The organism is Xanthomonas sp. NCPPB 1132 (assembly GCF_056629235.1).
Window position 1 is genome coordinate 104989 of the sequence record NZ_CM152819.1, and the last position, 15545, is coordinate 120533.

The following is a 15545-nucleotide window of genomic DNA, read 5'->3' on the forward strand; positions in this document are numbered from 1 at the left end:
CCCGAAGGGCGGATGGGGGTGCGACCACCGCCGACCCATCCCAACCAAAACCACCCTGCCAACCACCCAATCCCCCACCAAAGGACCCCCCATGAAAATCGCCCTAATGAACGAGTTCAGCCAGGCCGCCAAGAACCCGGTGATCCTGCAGCAGCTCAACGACGTCGCCGCCGCCCAGGGCCACAGCGTGTTCAACGTCGGCATGGACGGCGACGCCGACCACCGCTTGACCTACATCCACCTGGGCATCTGCGCCGGACTGCTGCTCAACGCCGGCGCGGTGGACTTCGTGGTGGCCGGCTGCGGCACCGGGCAGGGCGCGATGATGTCGCTCAACGCGCACCCGGGCGTGTTCTGCGGCTACTGCATCGAGCCGACCGACGCCTACCTGTTCGCCCAGGTCAACAACGGCAACGCGCTGGCGCTGGCCTTCGCCAAGGGCTACGGCTGGGGCGCGGAGATCAACGTGCGCTACATCTTCGAGAAGGCCTTCAGCGGCGAGCGCGGCATGGGCTACCCGGCCGAACGCCGCGAATCGCAGCAGGCCAACGCCGGCATCCTGACCCAGGTCAAGCAGGCCCTGGCCAAGTCCTATTTGGACGGCCTGCGCGCGCTGGACCCGGAACTGGTCAAGCAGGCCGTGGGCGGCCCGCGTTTCCAGCAGTGCTTCTTCGACAACGCCAAGCACGCCGAGCTGCGCGCCTTCGTCGCCGGCGTGCTGGGCAAGGCCGAGGCTGCGGCGGCCTGAGGTCGCGCAGACGCCCGGGCGGGCGCGCCCAGGTGCTGTTCGCAAAACGCCCCGCACCCGCGGGGCGTTTTGCATACGGTCTTACTGCACCAACAGCAGGCCTTCGGCCAGCGGATAGTTCCGCTCCGGGCAGGCGATATGCATGCTGTCCACCACGTAGAACGTCTGGCCCAGCTTCTGCTCGGTGTGCACGACGTAGGTCAGCGTGCCGCGCGGCGCGTAGAGTTTGGCAAGGATGCCGTGGCCAACCAGCAGTCGCTTCAGGTCCTTGGCGAAGTTGTTGGCGATGGAGTTGGTCTGGCTCTGTGCGCCGACCTGGCACGCCATCAGCACGATCTCCTCGAACGAGTCCTTGCCCAGCCCCTTGTTCAACAGTTGCTGCAGGAACGCCTCCGGCGTCAGCCCGGCAAAGACGTTGACGTTGCCGTGCGAATTGATCACCAGGCGCTTGCCGCGCGTCTTGTTGCTGGGCGCCAGCGACGTCGCATCGAGCATGGTCAAGGCATGCGACTGGGTTTCGCCGAAGTGGGATTGCAGGGCCTTCAGCTTGGCGCCGCGCTGATCCGCTTGATCGCCGTCCAGGCCGACATAGATGAGCATGAGGATTCTCCCGACGCAAAGGGCCGCCAACACGTGTTGGACGGGAGCGTCCGGGAATCCGGGGTGTCCGCGTCGTGGCGCACCGATGTCGCTCGCTGCACAGCGTAGGTTCGCCATCGGCGACGCCGGGATCGGCGCATTGCCGATTTGCCGAGGTGTACCGGCCGATCTCTGCTGCGGTGCCGTTTGCCGCAGCGCCACGCCGCCGCATTCCAGCCCGGTTGCGCGACGACGCGAGGAAACGCTGCCCGTGTTTCCGCGCATCGCAACCTGCCCGCAGGAGGCTGGCCTAAAGTTCCAGGTGAGGCCGCCGATATCTACCACCTAGCTGGGTCCCGCTGCGTCGCGGGACGACATGGATTTTTCTTTCCCTGCCCTGCGCAGGATGGTCATGGAGCGACATCACTCTTCCGCTATGCCTTTCTTCCTCTGCCTGCCGATGCCACGCACCGCGTCGTACGCACGCGATGCGCGCACGCCTGCCGCACGTGGCGCCGCTGGACAAGGACACAGCCGGTGACGATTCGTTTTTTTCGTAGCTGTATCAACAAGGGGTAATCGATGAAGGACAGTGTGATCAAGGGAGCCATCGGGCTGGTGCTTGCGTTGGGCATGGCGGCGTGCGCGACCGAAACCCATCAGAGCGTCAGGCCGCAGACCGTGGCGGCGGCCAGCGTGCCCTACGCCGGCGCGCGCGCGCCGATCGCCGTCGGCAAGTTCGACAACCGCTCGTCCTTCATGCGCGGCCTGTTCTCCGATGGCGCGGATCGTCTGGGGAGCCAGGCCAAGACCATCCTGATCACCCACCTGCAACAGACCAATCGCTTCCGCGTGCTGGATCGCGACAACATGGGCGAGATCAAGCAGGAAGCGCAGATCAAGGGGCAGGCGCAGCAACTCAAGGGCGCCGATTACGTCATTACCGGCGACGTGACCGAGTTCGGCCGCAAGGAAACCGGCGATACGCAGCTGTTCGGCATTCTCGGGCGCGGCAAGCAGCAGCAGGCCTATGCGAAGATCAGCCTGAATGTGGTCGATAGCGCGACGTCCGAAGTGGTGTATTCGGTGCAGGGCGGCGGCGAGTACACCCTGTCCAACCGCGAGATCGTCGGCTTCGGCGGCACCTCCAGCTACGACTCCACCCTCAACGGCAAGGTCCTGGATCTGGCGATCCGGGAGGCTGTCAACAATCTCACCGCCGCGGTCGACGCCGGCGCATGGAAGCCGGTCAAGTGACCTGCAACGGACCCTCGCACATGAACACCATCAACGTCCGCAAGCGGCGCTGGCTCGGCGCCTGCGCCATGCTCGCGCTGGTCGGCTGCGCCCATCAGAGCGCATCGCTCTACCAGTGGGGCAGCTACCAGGATCAGGTCTATAGCCACTTCAAGGGCGGAAGCCCGGAGCAGCAGATCCAGGCGCTGGAAAAGGACCTGCAGGTGATGCAGGCCGCCAACCGCAGGCCGCCGCCTGGACTGCAGGCGCATCTGGGGATGCTGTACGCCGAAACCGGCAACGACGCCAAAGCCCAGCAGCAGCTCCTCGCCGAGAAGGCGCAGTACCCCGAGTCCGCCACGTACATCGATCTGCTGTTGAAGAACGGCCGCAACGCGAGGAGCGCGCAATGAAGAACGTCGCAAGAATGGCCTGCGTGGCCGTGCTCGGCCTGTTGCTGAGCGCCTGCGCGACGCAGCCGATGTCCCGCGATTACAGCGCGTACAAGGCCAGCAAGCCACGGTCGATCCTGGTACTGCCGCCGGTCAGCCACGCCCCGGACGTCAACGCCAGCCTGAGCGTGCTGTCGGTGACCACGCTGCCCTTGGCCGAAGCCGGCTACTACGTGATGCCGGTGGCGCCGGTCTACGAGACCTTCAAGCAGAACGGCATCACGGTGGCCGACGAGGCGCAGGCGGTCTCTCCGGAGAAGTTGCGGGAAATCTTCGGGGCCGACGCCGCGCTGTACATCACCGTGGAAAAGTACGGTGCCGTGTATCAGGTCATCAACAGCGTGGTGGTGGTGTCAGCCAACGCCAAACTGGTGGATCTGCGCACCGGGACAGTGCTGTGGCAGGGCCAGGCGCAGGCGTCCAGCGGCGAAAATCAGAACAACGCCGGCGGCGGTCTGCTTGGCATGTTGGTGACGGCCGCGATCAATCAGGTCGTCAACCAGGTCACCGACCAGGGGCATCAGATCGGCAACGTGGCCAGCCAGCGCCTGCTGTCCGCCGGCCACCCTGGCGGTCTGCTGTACGGACCCTACAACCCTAAGTACGGCACCGACTGACCCTGCTCCACGCCCGTCTCCGCCAGGGTCAGGTGGAGACGGGCAGTGCCGCACTTCACACGTCGCCGCCGTCCGCCCAGCCTTCGCCGCTGCCGGCATGGAACACGCGGTCCTGCGCCTGCACCTGACCCGCCGGCAACTGCGCCTGGTCGGCCAGCGCCGCGTAGATCGGAGTGAAGTCCGGCGCGGTCGCCTGCATCAGCTGCTCGAAGCTGTCGATGACGAAGTAGGTCTTCTGGTAGGTGTCGATGCGGTAGCGGGTGCGCATGATCCGCTCAAGGTCGAAGCCGATGCGGTTGGGCGCGTTCGACTCGAGCGAATACAGCGATTCGCCCTTGGAGGAGACGATGCCGGCGCCGTAGATGCGCAGGCCGTCCGGGGTGTCGATCAGGCCGAACTCCACCGTATACCAGTACAGCCGGGTCAGGTTCTGCAGCGCGTCCGGGCCGATCGCGTGCGCCTTCACTCCGCCGCGGCCATAGGCCTGCATGTAGTCGGCGAACAGCGGGTTCATCAGCAGCGGCACGTGGCCGAACAGGTCGTGGAACAGGTCCGGCTCGGCGATGTAGTCGATCTGCTCGGGACGGCGGATCCACCAGGTCACCGGGAAGCGGCGGTTGGCGAGATGGTCGAAGAAGTCCAGTTCCGGCAGCAGCCCTTCGACGCCGACCAGGGTCCAGCCGGTGGTCGCCTGCAGCACCGCGTTGAGTTCGTCGAAGCGCGGGATCGCCTGCGGTGTCATGCCCATCGCGTCCTGCGCCTGCAGGAACTCGTCGCAGGCGCGGCCGACCAACAGCTCGCGCTGGCGCGCGTACAGCGTGCCCCAGGTGGCATGGTCGTCGGCGCTGTAGCGCTCCCATGGCTGGGTCACCACGGACGTGGTGTAGACCGGCACATAGCCCTTGTCGGTCTGCTGGTGTTCGACGCGGCGCGGTGCGGTGTCCATGGTCGACGCTCCGGAAAGGAATAGCCACGATGGTAGGCGTGCAGCCGCGCAATGGGCTTGCGAAGTTGCACGGTTCCGCGCGCTGCGCGCAATATTGTTGCGTGTAAGCCATGTTGCAGAGCAATAAATGACCGGATCGCCGACCTTCGACCGCACCGACCTGCGCCTGCTCGCCCTGCTGCAGCGGGAAGGCCGCGCCAGCAACGCCGAGCTGGCCGCGCAGGTGAATCTGTCGCCCTCGGCCTGCCTGCGCCGGGTGCAGCGGCTGGAAGCCGAGGGCGTGGTCGCCGGCTACGCCGCGCGGTTGGTGCCGGCGGCGATCGGCCTGGGCCTGCAGGCCTTCGTCCGCGTGCAGTTGGAGAAGCACGGGCAGAGCGGCATCGCCCATTTCGCCGACAGCGTGCAGGGCTGGGACGAGGTGGTCGCCTGCCATGCGCTGACCGGCGACATGGACTACCTGCTGCACGTCTACGTCCGCGATCTGGCGCACTTCTCCGCGTTCCTGCTGGACAAATTGCTCAATGCCGCCGGCGTCGCCGACGTCAATTCCAGCTTCGTGCTGCGCACGGTCAAGGACTTCGCCGGCCTGCCGCTGCCGCGCGGCTAGCGGGACTGCCACGGATGTGTCGCCGTGTGTCGGCGCGTGGCTGCCCTTGTTAAGTTGTTGCTAACGATTTACATTTGCGTTCTTCGACGGCCATCCACGGCCACAGCCCCTCCGCCAGCCCTGCCGGGCCAGCCACGCCGGTTCCCCGCCGTGGCGTGCGGCTGCGCCTGTCCTTTTCCTGCCACCCGCGGCGCGACCGTGTCGCCCCGTGCCCCAACTTCGCGAGATCGATCCATGCTTTCCTCCGCTCCACGCCGCCTGCTGTCCCTCGCCGTGCTGTCCGCGCTCTCCGCCGCCTCGGCACCGCTGCTCGCCGCCGACGCCGAGGCCGATGTGCAGCCGACCACGCTGGACAAGGTCGAGGTCAGCGGCAGCCCGTCGCGCGCGCAGCCGTCCACCACCACCCGCCTGCCGCTGACGCTGCAGGAGACGCCGCAGTCGGTGAGCGTGCTGGGCCAGCAGCGGCTGGAAGAGGAATCGCTGTTCAGCATCAACGACGTCATGCGCAACGTCACCGGCGTCAACGTCTCCTTCTACGACACCCAGCGCCCGCTGTACTTCGCGCGCGGCTTCCAGATCACCGACTTTCAGGTCGACGGCCTGCCCACCTACAGCGGCTCCACCAACCAGGAATACGACATGGTCTTCTACGACCGCGTCGAGGTGATCCGCGGCGCCAACGGCCTGCTCAGCGGTGCCGGCATTCCCTCGGCCACGGTCAACCTGCTGCGCAAGCGCCCGGGCAAGACCTTCGATGCCGCGTTCGCGGCCTCGCTCGGCACCTGGGACTTCCGCCGCACCCAGGCCGACGTCACGGCGCCGCTGACCGCCGACGGCCGCTTCCGCAGCCGCTTCGTCGCCGCCTGGCAGGACCGCGGCTACTACTACGACCACTACAGCGACCAGAAGATGTCCGGCATGGCGGTGCTGGAGGGCGACCTGACCGACACCACCACGGTCACCGTCGGCTACCAGCGCCAGGACAACGACCCGGTCGGCGCGACCTGGGGCACGGTGCCGTACTTCTTCGCCGACGGTGCGTACGCCGACCTGCCCACGTCCACCAACCTGGCGCCGAAGTGGACGCGCTGGCAGCGCAACACCCACACTACCTTCGCCAACCTGGAACAGCGCTTCGGCGAGAACTGGCTGCTGAAGGTCAACCTGGCGCGCACCGAAGGCGAGGTCAACAACCTGCGCGTGTACGGCAGCGGCTATCCCAAGCGCGACGGCAGCGGCATCTATCTGCGCGCGGCCGCCGGTCGGACCACCGACACCCGCGACGGCCTGGACGTGTACCTGTCCGGCACGTTCCCGCTGTTCGGCCGCGACCACGACGTGGTGATCGGCGGCAGCTGGCAGGATCTGCAGTCGACCACGCCGACCCTGGCGCTGCGCTATCCGGCCGACTGGACCACCTGCGGCCGCGAGCGCTGCTACTACATCCCCAACGTCTACGACTGGCGCGGCGATGTGGGCCAGATCACCACCGCCCGCACCGGCGCGCGGCGCGAAGCGCGCACCACCCAGCGCGGCGTGTACGCCTCCACCCGCCTGCGTCTGGCCGAGCCGCTGTCGTTGATCGCCGGCGCGCGCCTGAGTTCCTGGCAGACCCGCACCCAGGCCTTCGCCGCCGACGGCCGCTACACCGGCACCAGCGGCCGCTACCGGGTCAGCGACGAGGTCACGCCCTACGTCGGCCTGGTCTACGACCTCACCCCGGCCATCTCCACCTACGCCAGCTACACCGAGATCTTCAATCCGCAGAACTACAAGGACAAGGACAACAACCTGCTGGCGCCGGTGCAGGGCTCCAACCTGGAAGCGGGCATCAAGGCGCAGCTGGCCGACGGCCGCGCACTGCTCAGCGCGGCGGTGTTCGAGGCCAAGCAGGACAACTACGCGGTGCGCGACATGACCCAGCCCGAAGCCTCGCTGCCCGACGGCAGTTCGGCCTACATCGGCGTCGACGGCACCAAGAGCCGCGGCTGGGAAGTGGAATACAACGGCGAACTGCGCCCGGGCTGGACGCTCAACGCCGGCTACACCCGCGCCAAGGTCACCCGCGCGCCGACCGATGCGATCTACGCCAACCTGCCGGAGGACTACCTGCAGCTGTCCACCCAGGTGCGCCTGCCCGGCGCCTGGCAGCGCCTGAGCCTGGGCGGCGGCGTGAGCTGGCAGAGCGCCGTGCGCGGCTACAACATCCAGCGCCCTGTCGGCGACGGCAGCGCCGCCACGCGTCCGGTCACCGTAGTGCAGGATCCGTACGCGCTGGTGCACTTCAACGCCAACTACCAGCTCAGTTCGCAGTGGACCGCGACCCTGGCGGTGACCAACGCGCTGAACAAGAAGTACTGGGCCAACCTGGATTACCAGAACTACGGCGAACCGCGCTTCGTCAGCGTTACGTTGCGCTGGCGCTACTGAGCCGTGGCGCATGACGGGCAAGGACGCCCGTCGCGCAGCCTGGCATTGCTGCGCCGGTCGTCACCGTGGCGATGCGTGCCGATGGCCGGCACTGCGCGTCTATACTGCCGCCGCCATCATCGGAGGATGCAGATGCGACCCGCCACGCGCTTGGCCCAGTGCTTGTTGCTTGCCGGCATCCTGCCCCTGGCAGGGTGCGCCCAGTCCGGCTCTGCCGACACGCCGGCGGCCACCTCCACCAACGCCCAGGGCTGCGTGAGACAGCGCCAGCTCGGCCCACAGGATCCGTTCAAGACACCGCCGCCACTGATGGAGGCATGCCTGGGTCCGTACAAGCTACGCATTCCGGCCAACTACTTCGGCGACCAGATGGGGCCGAACTTCGACGACAGTTTCGGCCTGTACCTGGAATATCCGTCGCTGCGGCCGTTCGCACCGGGCGAACGCGCGCATCTGCGCCTGGATGTGTCGACGCGGACGGTCGATATCGGGTATCACTATTTGGATCGGGTGGACGTGCACGAGGCGCTACGCAGGCGCTATACCGGCTATTCCGCGGATAAGGAGAATCCGGCAGAGCACCTGCAGAGCCGTCTCAGGCAAAGCCCGGTATATGGTCTGACGCCCTACTATGCGGATCTTCCGAAAGTGTTTGCCTACTACAAGGCAAAGGGATACCGGTCGTCGGCGCCTGTGTTCAACGCGGAGGAGCACGATGATTGGTATGTCGAACGGGATGCGCATGGCGAAATTCGCACCTTCATCAAATGCACCTCGCATGTAGTGGCCGAAACCGGTGTGGAGTACCAGAAAGGAAAATTGGTGCGTAGCCAAGACGCCGAACTTCCAGAGTGCCGTCATATCTTCGTGCTCCCCGACGTCAGTACGCTCGTGGAGGTGCGCTACGTGCGCGCGGCATTGCCGGACTGGAAGAGAATCGAGGATGCAGCGCGTAGCTATCTGGAGAAGTTCATGGTGAAAGGGAATCGGGCGCAGAACAGGTAGTTCTGTAGGCAAACGACAAGGGAGCTCTGGGAATGAGTGATCTGGACAAGCGCGATATCGCAGTTCTCGGTTACTACGCCGAACAGGGAAATCGAGAGCTTTATTGGAACTACCTCGCAAACAAACAAGGCAACGACGGCTACGGGTTGCTCGCGCTCGGTGTCGTCCGCAACGATAACGCACCCGGCGCCACGGCAAACGCGTTCGCCGAGAGCCAGGCCCGTCGTGACGGCGTCGCGATGAGCGAACGGCAGTGGAACAAATTCGGCATCGATTTGATGAAGAGCGACTTCGAGAGTCGGCGAAGCTACTTCGACAATGGCCAACCCGCGCAGGCTCTGAATCTTCCCGTCAAGGATGTCGAAGCCGTCCACGACGCCACCTTCCAGAAGCACCACATCAACCCCAATGGCTGGACGCCGCGCGAACTGCTCGACGCCGCGCGCCGCCATGGCGGTGAGCCCGAGGCGGAAAAGGTCTGGTCGATGATGCTCGACAATTCCGCACTCGGCTTGAGCCGCGCCGGTTTCACCATGAACGACGTGCGCAAGTACGACGACGCGCAACTCGACGTGATGTCCTACACCGGGCGCATGACCGCTGCGCGCCTGCTTGCGCACGAAGCGCGGCCGATCATCGATCCGGAACGGATCGGCGCGCAGAGCTTCTATTACGAGCGCGATGCGCGAACCGGGCAATGGACCAACTGGGTGTCCGGTGGCGAGCAGACCATCGCCCAGCCGGTGCGCGACCCGCAACAGCTGCGCGAGCTCGACGACACCCGTGCGCTGCGCCTGGAGCGCCAGCAATTGCGCGAACAGTTCCACCCCGAGGATCCGTATCGCCACCAGCCGATCCTGCGCAGCCCGCAGACGCTGGCCGAAGCCGATCCGGTGCAGGTGGGTCCGGCGGTCGCGCAGGCCGCGCGCACGTCCGATCCCACCGAGCCAGGCCATCCGCGTCATGGGCTGTACCAGCAGTGCGCCGCCGGCATCCAGGCGCTGGATCGGCAGTTGGGACGCAGCCCCGATGCGGACAGCGCCTGCATGGCGGCCAGCGTCACCGACCTTGCCGCACGCAACGGTCTGCAGCGAGTGGATCACGTGCTGTTGAGCGAGCACGGGCGCACGGCGCAGCCGGGCGAGCTGGTGTTCGTCGTGCAGGGCGATCCGAAGGATCCGGCGCACCTGCGCGCGCACATGTCCACCGAAGAGGCGATCCGCACGCCGGTCGCGCAGTCCTTCGAGCGGCTTGCCGAGTTCGATCGGCAGCAGGCACTTGTCCAGGCGCAGCAGGTCGCGGTGCAGCAGACCGTGCAGCAACAGGACGCACATCGGCAGAGTGCGGCGGTGCCGCGGATCTGAGCGAAGCTGACCCTGTGGCGCTGCGATCAGGTCCGCAGCGCGTCTTGCTGGAAGGGACTGCGGCCTCGACAGGAGCGCCAGGTTGGATGAGACGGCGAGGGATCGTCGTGTGCTTCGGAGCGGTGCATGGCGGCCGGACCCTCACCCCCGGCCCTCTCCCGGAGGGGAGAGGGGAGGCTGAGCCGATATGCTGCTAGTGACGCGGCGGGTCAATCCTTGGGCTTGCAGGGGTCGTCGCGGCGCAGCAGGCGGCCCAGCCGCGACTGCGGCTCGCACGGCGGCGGCGCCGGTTGCGCGGCCTTTGCCGCCGCGGCGGCGGCGTCGCTGCGTTGTTGCTGCAGTTGCGCCAGCTTGGCCTTGATCTGCGGCATCGCCGCCAGCGCGGCCTTCTCGCCTTCCAGGATCGCGGCGTTGCGCTGGGCGAAGTCGGCCGCGCCGATGTCGTTGACCTTGGGCCGGATCACGATGTCGGCGCGGCCCAGTTCCTGCTGGCCCAGGCGCTGGCCCATGATCGCGATCGACTGGTTGACGGTGCCGAGCATGCTGCCCGGGTTCTTGCCGCTGGCCTTGCTGGAGATGTCCACGGCGATGACGAAGTCGGCGCCGAGCTGGCGCGCCGCGTCCACCGGTACCGGGCTGACCACGCCGCCGTCCACGTAGTGGAACTTGCCGATGGTCACCGGTTCGAACACGCCTGGGATGCTGCTGGACGCGCGCACCGCCTGGCCGGCGTTGCCGCGCACGAACACGGTGCGCTCGCCGTCTTCCAGCCGCGTGGCGACCGCGGCGAACGGCTTGGCCAGCTTCTCGATCGGCTTGCCCTTGAGCTGGGCGTTGACGTAGTCCTGCAGCGCCTGGCCCTGCACCAGGCCGCCGGAGAACAGGCGCATGTCGCGGATGCTGCTTTCGTCCAGCGCCACCGCCGCCTGCTGCATCTGGAACGCGTGCATGCCGCTGGCGTACAGCGCGCCGACCACGCTGCCGGCGCTGGTGCCGGACACCACTGTCGGCTCCAGGCCGTTGGCCTGCAGCATCTTGATCACGCCGATATGGGCGAAGCCCTTGGCCGCGCCGCCGCCCAGGGCAATGCCGATGCGCAGCGGCTTGGCCGCCGGCGCGGGCAGCGGCGCCGGTCCGGTCACCACCGGGGCCGGCGGGGCCGGCTTGGGTTCGCCGCCGCAGGCGGCAAGCAGGCCGAACAGGGACAGGGACAGCAGCAGGCGCGGGGAACGGAACACGGTCATGGAAGCGTCGCGGAAAGGAGGAAGGAGCCGGCGCGAGCATAGCGGCATCCTCCTGCACCGCCCACGACTGGAGGTCATGCGGGGGTGGTCCGGGCGCTTCAGTGACAGCGCGGAGGTCGAGTCTGCGAGGCGCTTCGCGCCTCGGACCCTCACCCCAACCCCTCTCCCGGGGGGAGAGGGGCTCAAGCATGCCGTCTTAGAACCTGTTGTCGCCGTCCAGGATCCGGCCGAAGTCGCCCAGCACCGAGCCTTCGCCGCGGTTCTGCCCGCCGCCCTGCGGTGCGGCGGCGAGCATGCGTCCGGCCAGGCGCGAGAACGGCAGCGACTGCAGCCAGACCTTGCCGGGGCCGGTGAGGGTGGCCAGGAACATGCCTTCGCCGCCGAAGAACATGCTCTTGATGCCGGTGACCGGGCGCACGTCCATGTCCACCGAGGCGTGGAACGCGACCACGCAGCCGGTGTCCACGTCCAGCCGCTCGCCGGCGGCCAGTTCGCGCTCGACCACGCAGCCGCCGGCGTGCACGAACACCCAGCCGTCGCCCTCGAGCTTCTGCATGATGAAACCTTCGCCGCCGAACAGGCCGGTCATGACCTTGCGCTGGAAGTGGATGCCCAGCGAGACCCCGCGCGCGCCGGCCAGGAAGCTGTCCTTCTGGCAGATCAGGCGGCCGCCGTGCTGGTCCAGTTTCATCGCCAGCACCGTGCCGGGGTAGGGCGCGGCGAAGGCGACCTTGGCCTTGCCGTGGCCCTGGTGGGTGAACACCGTGGTGAACAGGCTCTCGCCGGTGACCAGCCGCTTGCCGGCCGACAGCAGCTTGCCCATCAGCCCACCCTGGTCGGCGTTGGAGCCGTCGCCGAACACGGTGTCCATCCGCACCGCCGCGTCCTTGAACATCAGCGCGCCGGCCTCGGCCACCGCGCTCTCGCCCGGGTCCAACTCGATCTCCACGAACTGCATCTCGTGGCCGACGATGCGGTAGTCGATCTGGTCGGCGCGGCTGGCGGCGGTGGGCAACGGCGGCAGGCCCGGCGGCAGGAAGGACGCGCCGCCCTGCAGCGCGGCGATCTGCGCCACCGGCAGCCAGCCGCTCTGGCCCTGGCACCAGGCCAGCGCCGTGGGGTTGTTGCGGGCGAAGGCGACCGCGTCGGCATCGTCGAACGGGCCGGAGCGAGTCTGTTCGCTGCCGGTCAGGAAATACCACTGGGTCATGGGTGCAGGTCCTTGGAGAGAAGTCGCGCGAGTCTAGCCTGCCGTCCCGGACCGTTCGCATCTGCCCAAAGACAGGGGGCGGTGCAGGCGGCCGAACGCCGTGCCTACAGCGCGCTGGCCGGCCGCATCCGCAGGACGCCGGCCTCCGCGGCGCAGTCGCTGGTCGGCGTTTGCCCGGCGGCGCGCGCGGCGGCGATCTCGCCGCGGGCCGCGGCCAGGTCGGTGCGGAAGGCCGGGTCGTCGTGCAACCGCGCCACCGTGGCCGCGCCAATGAAGCGGCCGGCGAGCACGTCGCTCTGCCAGTGCACGTTGCACACCAGCCGGCTCTCGCCGTAGTTGCGGCCGCGCGCGATCAGCGCATCGGCGCGCTCGGGCGCGATCTCGCTCAGGGTAAGCGCCCACGCCCAGCCGATGGCGCTATGCCCCGACGGATACGAGCCGCTCTGGCGCAGGTCGTCCAGATCGTCCGGGGTGCACACCGCCTGCTGGTTGCGCAGGAACGGCCGCGGGCGCTGGTACTGGCGCTTGGCCGCCTTGGTGGCGGCGCTGGCGTCGATGCGGCTGCGCTCCAGCAGGGTGTACAGGTGCGGGGTGTGCTGCGCGTCGATTGCCAGGCCCAGCGCGCAGGCGAACTGGCCGGCGCCGTTTGGGAAGCTCAGATCGGCATCGTGCGCGGCCTGCTGCCAGCGCGCGCTGCCGCGCAGGGCCAGCGCCTCGCGGTTGACCGCCAGGTCCAAGGCCTCGCCCGGCGAGCCGGCCGCCGGCGGCGCCGGCAGCAGCTGCAGGCTGTCCGGCACCGCCGCGGCCGGCAGATAGCCCACCGCCTTGGCCGGGACAGGTGCCGGCGCACGCAGCGCGGGGCCGCTGCAGGCGGCCAGGGCGAGCGCCAGCACGGCGGCGGCGGAGCGGACACGGCAGGCGGGCGACACGGACATGCGAACTCGGACAGCGATGGCGGACCGGTCAGTGTACGGCGCGATGCAGTGACGGGTCGCCCGTGGCGACATGCTGCGGCGCGCGACCGCTGTAGGAGTCAACTGTCATGCACCTGCGATGACAGGAGGAGCGTACGAGGCCTGATCGCGCGCGATGGCATTGAGCCAGCGCAGGAACTTGTGCATGCAGGCGACGATGGCGACCTTGGCCGGCTTGCCCGCTGCGCGCAGGCGCGCGTAAGTGTTGGCCAAGGGGGATTTGGCGCGGATGCTGGCCCAGGTGGCCATGTACAGCACGCGCCGCACGTCGGCACGTCCGCCTTTGATGCGGCGCTGGCCTTTCCAGCAACCGCTGTCGTGATTGAACGGGGCCAGCCCGACCAGGGCAGCGAGCTTGCGTGGCGGCAGCGTGCCCAGCTCTGGCAGCCGCGCGGCCAGAACCGCGCGCAGGATCGTCCCGAGCCCAGGCACCTTGGGTAGGCTTGAGCAGGTCTTGCCCTGCCGCTCGATCTCCTGCGTCAACGTCTGGATCTGCTGGTTCAGCAGGGCGATCACCTCTCGGCAGCGGTGTTGCACCTTGGCGCTGGTGATGTGCTCCAGGCGCCGCCGATGGACATCACGCTGGCTCACCAGGGTGGCACGCAGGTCCAGCAGTTCGCGAAGAGACTGCTGGTGCTCGGGTGCCACGGGCGTGGGCATGGTCGGGATGTGCTGGGCGGCGATGGCCAGCAGGCGCGCGTCCAGGGCATCGGTCTTGGCATGCAGGCCCAAGGCCTGGGCGAGCTTGCGCGGACGATCGGCAGGCATCCGCACCACGGGCAGGTCGGCCTGCCGCAACACTTGCAGCACGGCATGTTCGTAGCCGCCACTGGCTTCCAGCACGATCCGCTCGCAGTCCATCCCAGCCAGACGTTGGGCCAGCGCACGCTGCCCCTGTGGCGTATTGGGCTGGGTCCAGGCCTGCTCGTCCGGCAGGACATGAATGACCAGCTCGGCCTTGGATACATCGATCCCGACATGGCGCCGCATAGACGTTCTCCGCAGTAGACTCATGGACGAGAGCGCTCCTGCCGATGCCCATGCTTGTGGAGTTCGAGCTCGTCACTCGGGCAACTGTTCGGGCTTGTCAGGCAGGAGAACCGGAGTGCGGCGGCGCTGACTCCTACTCGTGCTTGCTGGCACTGCGGCTAAACGGCCTGCCGCACTCCGCTCTCACCTGCAACGATAGACCCTTATTTGACACAAGCGGCTTCAGCCGCGACGGGCGTTCCCGGGAAGGCGTCGCGGCTGAAGCCGCTTCTACGGATGCCCCCATGTGTATGGCAGGCATGCCTTGCCCACCTCAGCCCCCGTCACGCTCCCCACGCGGCGGGAAGCGCAGCACCACCCCGCGCGGAGCCGACGGCGGCTGCCACAGCACCGGCACCTGGGTCGGTGCTGGCGGTTCCAGTTCGTCGTCGGCGACAAGGAGGTCGTCGGTGTCGTCCTCGTCCTCCCAGCTGTAGCGCTTGCGTGGCGGCAGCGGATCGCGGTGGCGCAGCAGCAGCGCCGCGACCACCCCGCCCACCGCGCCGCCCAGGTGCGATTGCCAGGACACCCCGTCCTCGTGCGGCAGCACCGTCACCAGCATGCCGCCGTAGAACAGGAAGGCGATCATGCTGGCGGCGATCGCCGCGCGGTCGCGGCGCAGCAGTGCAAGCACGAACACCAGGAACAGCAGGCCGTGGGCGACGCCGCTGGCGCCCAGGTGATGGCTGCCGGGGTCGCCGAGCCACCAGGCGCCCAGGCCCGAGCCCAGCCACAGCAAGGGCAGCCCGGCCAGGGTGGCGCGCGGATACACGCTGCCGGCTAGGGTGCCCAGAATCAGCAGGGCGCCGGCATTGGCCCCCAGGTGCTCGAGCGAGCCGTGCAGCAGCGGTGCGGTGAGCACGCCGAGCAGGCCCGCTGCCGTATGCGGGGCCACCGCCCAGGGCCGCCAGTCGAACAGGCCCTGGCTGGCGAACACCGCCACCAGCACCGCCACGAAGGCCAGGCTGACATTGAACGCGCGCAGGATCCGCGCGCGGTCGAAGCGGCCCTGCGCATCGGGGTCGGGCGTGGGCGAGGGGAGCGAAGAGGTGTCCATGCTCCCTGGATGGCGGCGCCGGGCGTCCAAGGCAAGGCGCCGCCGGT

15 protein-coding genes are annotated in these 15545 nt (G+C 68.1%); 8 read left to right on the forward strand and 7 right to left on the reverse strand.

Features of this window, described 5'->3' with window-relative positions; genetic code table 11:
• Nucleotides 1–91 precede the first annotated feature (91 nt).
• Nucleotides 92–748, forward strand: a complete 657-nt coding sequence (locus AC1G9L_RS00490) for an RpiB/LacA/LacB family sugar-phosphate isomerase (RefSeq protein ID WP_481069962.1) — start codon at nt 92–94, stop codon at nt 746–748.
• 81 nt (nt 749–829) lie between these two features.
• On the opposite strand, the gene AC1G9L_RS00495 is transcribed toward AC1G9L_RS00490, so the two are convergent.
• The gene (locus AC1G9L_RS00495; protein ID WP_019799824.1) at nt 830–1348 is read right to left on the reverse strand and encodes a hypothetical protein; all 519 of its coding nucleotides are present in this window, start codon (nt 1346–1348) and stop codon (nt 830–832) included.
• A 561-nt stretch (nt 1349–1909) separates the two neighbouring features.
• On the opposite strand from AC1G9L_RS00495, the gene AC1G9L_RS00500 reads away from it, so the two are divergent.
• From AC1G9L_RS00500 to AC1G9L_RS00510, 3 genes are read left to right on the forward strand one after another with little or no spacing between them, the layout of a single operon-like run.
• A complete protein-coding gene (locus AC1G9L_RS00500; RefSeq protein WP_019799823.1) occupies nt 1910–2584 on the forward strand; it encodes a CsgG/HfaB family protein in 675 nt (224 codons plus the stop codon).
• A gap of 20 nt (nt 2585–2604) precedes the next feature.
• Nucleotides 2605–2976 carry a DUF4810 domain-containing protein gene (locus AC1G9L_RS00505; protein ID WP_019799822.1) on the forward strand — a complete coding sequence of 124 codons (372 nt, stop codon included), beginning with the start codon at nt 2605–2607 and terminating at the stop codon, nt 2974–2976.
• A complete protein-coding gene (locus AC1G9L_RS00510; RefSeq protein ID WP_209245633.1) occupies nt 2973–3632 on the forward strand; it encodes a DUF799 domain-containing protein in 660 nt (219 codons plus the stop codon). Before AC1G9L_RS00505 ends, AC1G9L_RS00510 begins: the two co-directional genes overlap by 4 nt.
• A gap of 55 nt (nt 3633–3687) precedes the next feature.
• Here the strand turns inward: AC1G9L_RS00510 and phhA are convergent, their stop codons facing one another.
• Nucleotides 3688–4578, reverse strand: a complete 891-nt coding sequence (gene phhA / locus AC1G9L_RS00515) for a phenylalanine 4-monooxygenase (protein WP_019799820.1) — start codon at nt 4576–4578, stop codon at nt 3688–3690.
• Between the two features lie 127 nt (nt 4579–4705).
• On the opposite strand from phhA, the gene AC1G9L_RS00520 reads away from it, so the two are divergent.
• The 4 genes from AC1G9L_RS00520 to AC1G9L_RS00535 all read left to right on the forward strand — a co-directional run bounded on the left by AC1G9L_RS00520 (nt 4706) and on the right by AC1G9L_RS00535 (nt 9984).
• Complete coding sequence (locus AC1G9L_RS00520; RefSeq protein ID WP_010343045.1) at nt 4706–5185, forward strand: Lrp/AsnC family transcriptional regulator; 480 nt, start codon at nt 4706–4708, stop codon at nt 5183–5185.
• Nucleotides 5186–5419: 234 nt separating this feature from the next.
• Nucleotides 5420–7615: a TonB-dependent siderophore receptor gene (locus AC1G9L_RS00525; protein ID WP_481069963.1), complete on the forward strand. Its 2196-nt coding sequence runs from the start codon at nt 5420–5422 to the stop codon at nt 7613–7615.
• Nucleotides 7616–7747: 132 nt separating this feature from the next.
• Nucleotides 7748–8620, forward strand: coding sequence for a hypothetical protein (locus AC1G9L_RS00530; protein ID WP_481069965.1), 873 nt, complete (start codon nt 7748–7750; stop codon nt 8618–8620).
• Nucleotides 8621–8652: 32 nt separating this feature from the next.
• A complete protein-coding gene (locus AC1G9L_RS00535; RefSeq protein WP_481069967.1) occupies nt 8653–9984 on the forward strand; it encodes an XVIPCD domain-containing protein in 1332 nt (443 codons plus the stop codon).
• A gap of 209 nt (nt 9985–10193) precedes the next feature.
• Here the strand turns inward: AC1G9L_RS00535 and AC1G9L_RS00540 are convergent, their stop codons facing one another.
• From AC1G9L_RS00540 to AC1G9L_RS00560, 5 genes are all read right to left on the reverse strand, one after another.
• Nucleotides 10194–11228, reverse strand: a complete 1035-nt coding sequence (locus tag AC1G9L_RS00540; protein WP_019799816.1) for a patatin-like phospholipase family protein — start codon at nt 11226–11228, stop codon at nt 10194–10196.
• 196 nt (nt 11229–11424) lie between these two features.
• Nucleotides 11425–12438 carry a TIGR00266 family protein gene (locus AC1G9L_RS00545; RefSeq protein WP_019801807.1) on the reverse strand — a complete coding sequence of 338 codons (1014 nt, stop codon included), beginning with the start codon at nt 12436–12438 and terminating at the stop codon, nt 11425–11427.
• A gap of 104 nt (nt 12439–12542) precedes the next feature.
• Nucleotides 12543–13373: an acid phosphatase gene (locus AC1G9L_RS00550; protein WP_481069968.1), complete on the reverse strand. Its 831-nt coding sequence runs from the start codon at nt 13371–13373 to the stop codon at nt 12543–12545.
• Between the two features lie 105 nt (nt 13374–13478).
• On the reverse strand, nt 13479–14402 hold the full coding sequence (locus AC1G9L_RS00555) for an IS110 family transposase (protein ID WP_481069970.1): 924 nt from the start codon (nt 14400–14402) through the stop codon (nt 13479–13481).
• Between the two features lie 313 nt (nt 14403–14715).
• Complete coding sequence (locus AC1G9L_RS00560; protein WP_019801773.1) at nt 14716–15498, reverse strand: rhomboid family intramembrane serine protease; 783 nt, start codon at nt 15496–15498, stop codon at nt 14716–14718.
• Between the last annotated feature and the right edge of the window lie 47 nt (nt 15499–15545).

Coding starts and splice junctions, on each gene's coding strand:
- AC1G9L_RS00490 (WP_481069962.1), top strand. CDS start 92: ATGAAAATCGCCCTAATGAACGAGTTCAGCCAGGCCGCCAAGAACCCG.
- AC1G9L_RS00495 (WP_019799824.1), bottom strand. CDS start 1,348: ATGCTCATCTATGTCGGCCTGGACGGCGATCAAGCGGATCAGCGCGGC.
- AC1G9L_RS00500 (WP_019799823.1), top strand. CDS start 1,910: ATGAAGGACAGTGTGATCAAGGGAGCCATCGGGCTGGTGCTTGCGTTG.
- AC1G9L_RS00505 (WP_019799822.1), top strand. CDS start 2,605: ATGAACACCATCAACGTCCGCAAGCGGCGCTGGCTCGGCGCCTGCGCC.
- AC1G9L_RS00510 (WP_209245633.1), top strand. CDS start 2,973: ATGAAGAACGTCGCAAGAATGGCCTGCGTGGCCGTGCTCGGCCTGTTG.
- phhA (WP_019799820.1), bottom strand. CDS start 4,578: ATGGACACCGCACCGCGCCGCGTCGAACACCAGCAGACCGACAAGGGC.
- AC1G9L_RS00520 (WP_010343045.1), top strand. CDS start 4,706: ATGACCGGATCGCCGACCTTCGACCGCACCGACCTGCGCCTGCTCGCC.
- AC1G9L_RS00525 (WP_481069963.1), top strand. CDS start 5,420: ATGCTTTCCTCCGCTCCACGCCGCCTGCTGTCCCTCGCCGTGCTGTCC.
- AC1G9L_RS00530 (WP_481069965.1), top strand. CDS start 7,748: ATGCGACCCGCCACGCGCTTGGCCCAGTGCTTGTTGCTTGCCGGCATC.
- AC1G9L_RS00535 (WP_481069967.1), top strand. CDS start 8,653: ATGAGTGATCTGGACAAGCGCGATATCGCAGTTCTCGGTTACTACGCC.
- AC1G9L_RS00540 (WP_019799816.1), bottom strand. CDS start 11,228: ATGACCGTGTTCCGTTCCCCGCGCCTGCTGCTGTCCCTGTCCCTGTTC.
- AC1G9L_RS00545 (WP_019801807.1), bottom strand. CDS start 12,438: ATGACCCAGTGGTATTTCCTGACCGGCAGCGAACAGACTCGCTCCGGC.
- AC1G9L_RS00550 (WP_481069968.1), bottom strand. CDS start 13,373: ATGTCCGTGTCGCCCGCCTGCCGTGTCCGCTCCGCCGCCGCCGTGCTG.
- AC1G9L_RS00555 (WP_481069970.1), bottom strand. CDS start 14,402: ATGCGGCGCCATGTCGGGATCGATGTATCCAAGGCCGAGCTGGTCATT.
- AC1G9L_RS00560 (WP_019801773.1), bottom strand. CDS start 15,498: ATGGACACCTCTTCGCTCCCCTCGCCCACGCCCGACCCCGATGCGCAG.